The organism is Streptomyces sp. URMC 126 (genome assembly GCF_051386555.1).
Taxonomy (GTDB): domain Bacteria; phylum Actinomycetota; class Actinomycetes; order Streptomycetales; family Streptomycetaceae; genus Streptomyces.
Window position 1 is genome coordinate 1 of record NZ_JBPQTX010000591.1, and the last position, 1,575, is coordinate 1,575.

Genomic DNA, 1,575 nt, shown 5'->3' on the forward strand with positions numbered 1-1,575 from the left:
GGCGGGGGCGGGCCTTCGACGCAGGGCTTCGGCCCTGCCCTGACTCCCCTGGGCCTGCCCTGGCTCCGGGTCCGGTTTCCGGGTCCGGCTTGGGACCTGCTATGGCCTCGGCCTGGGCTCCGCCCCACCCCGCCCCCTGCCCACGTCGACGTCCGACGGCCGCCAGCGCGCCCGCACCCGGCCGGACGATGCTGACGTCATGACGACATCCCCGGCACCCTCCCCTTCGAAGGCCCCCCGGACGCCCACCGTCCCCGACGCGGCGTCCGCGCTCGCCGACCCGCTGTCCGTCCTCAGGAACATGTACGAGGCCGAGAGCCGTTACCTCGCCGCGGGCGGCCCCGGCGCCGCCTCCTTCGACCTCCTCGCCCCCTACTTCGCGGACGACGTGGTGCTGCACCAGGCCGACTCCCTCCCCTACGGCGGGACATGGCACCGGCACGAGGGCATGGCCCGGTTCTTCCTGGCGATGAGCCTGGCCTGGGAGCGGTTCGACATCCACGACCAGCGGTTCCTCGGCGTCGACGGTGACACGGTCGTCGTGTACAGCCGTATCCGCGCGCGGGCCCGGGCGACCGGGCGGGAGCTGGAGTTCCCGATCGTCCAGACGATCGAGGTGCGGGACGGGCGGATCGTCCGCGTGCGGCCGTTCTACTGGGACACCGCCGCGATCGCCGAGGCCTGCGCGGAGCCGGCCCCCGCCCGCCGACGGGGGCGCGGCGGGCGGAGGCCGGAGGAGGGGTGACGGCTTGCCGGCGGCCGGGCCGCCGGGCGATCCGGCCCGCGCGGGGCGGGCCGTCGCCGTAGCCGTCACCGGGTCCGGGGCGCGGCGGTCGTCACTCGCCTACGAGGACGCGCGACGCGGGGTCGGTGACGTCGGTGACGTCGTAGACCGCGCTGAACGTGGACGTCTTGGCGGCCGTCGGACAGCCGAAGCCGCCCTCGACCTTCACCGCCGCGGGGGCACCTGAGAGGGTGATCTTCGACGGGTTGTCGGCGTCGCCGTTGGTGAAGACGGCCGGCAGGGACGCCGGGGCGGTGGGCGCCGCCGTGACGGTGCAGGACGCGAGGCCGGTCGTGGTCAGCTTGAAGCCCGCGGTGGGCATGCCCAGCGTGGCGACGATCGGGTCGCCGTTCTGCATGGCGACGGTCCAGGTGCCGGAGGTCTCCACGGTCGCCTTGACACCGGGCATGCTCGTCGTACAGCCGCCGAACGTGGGCGGGTTGATGTTGTTGCTGACCGGGCCGGACGCGTTGTGGTTGTCGGGGGCGTCGGGTATCCGGTTGTTGGTGCTGCCGGCCGTGGGGGCGGAGCCGGAGGTCGTACACGTCACGGTGACCGAGCCGGCCTTGAACGTCGCCTTGCCGTTGAGCTGCGCGGCGAAGGAGTGACCGGCCGGGGTCACGGTCGTGGACGGCGCGTCGGCGGCCGTGGCGGTGCCGGTGCCGGCACCGGTCAGGGTGAGTGCGGCAGCCATGGATAACCCGGCGCCGGAGGCCAGCAGGGCGCGGGCGCGGAGGCGGGGGAGCGGTGCGGTCATTGCGGCTCCTTCGGTGGGAGGGGTGGTGCGTGGG

2 protein-coding genes are annotated in these 1,575 nt (G+C 74.5%); one reads left to right on the top strand and one right to left on the bottom strand.

Annotation, left to right across the window (positions count from 1 at the left end; translation table 11 throughout):
- Positions 1-199 precede the first annotated feature (199 nt).
- Positions 200-745, top strand: coding sequence for a nuclear transport factor 2 family protein (locus tag ACSNOK_RS32955; protein ID WP_436784460.1), 546 nt, complete (start codon positions 200-202; stop codon positions 743-745).
- A gap of 91 nt (positions 746-836) precedes the next feature.
- Here the strand turns inward: ACSNOK_RS32955 and ACSNOK_RS32960 are convergent, their stop codons facing one another.
- Complete coding sequence (locus tag ACSNOK_RS32960) at positions 837-1,541, bottom strand: hypothetical protein (protein WP_436784461.1); 705 nt, start codon at positions 1,539-1,541, stop codon at positions 837-839.
- Positions 1,542-1,575: the final 34 nt, after the last annotated feature.

What these genes read in the sequence shown, in the direction of transcription:
- ACSNOK_RS32955 (WP_436784460.1), top strand. Translation starts at nt 200, where the DNA reads ATGACGACATCCCCGGCACCCTCCCCTTCGAAGGCCCCCCGGACGCCC.
- ACSNOK_RS32960 (WP_436784461.1), bottom strand. Translation starts at nt 1,541, where the DNA reads ATGACCGCACCGCTCCCCCGCCTCCGCGCCCGCGCCCTGCTGGCCTCC.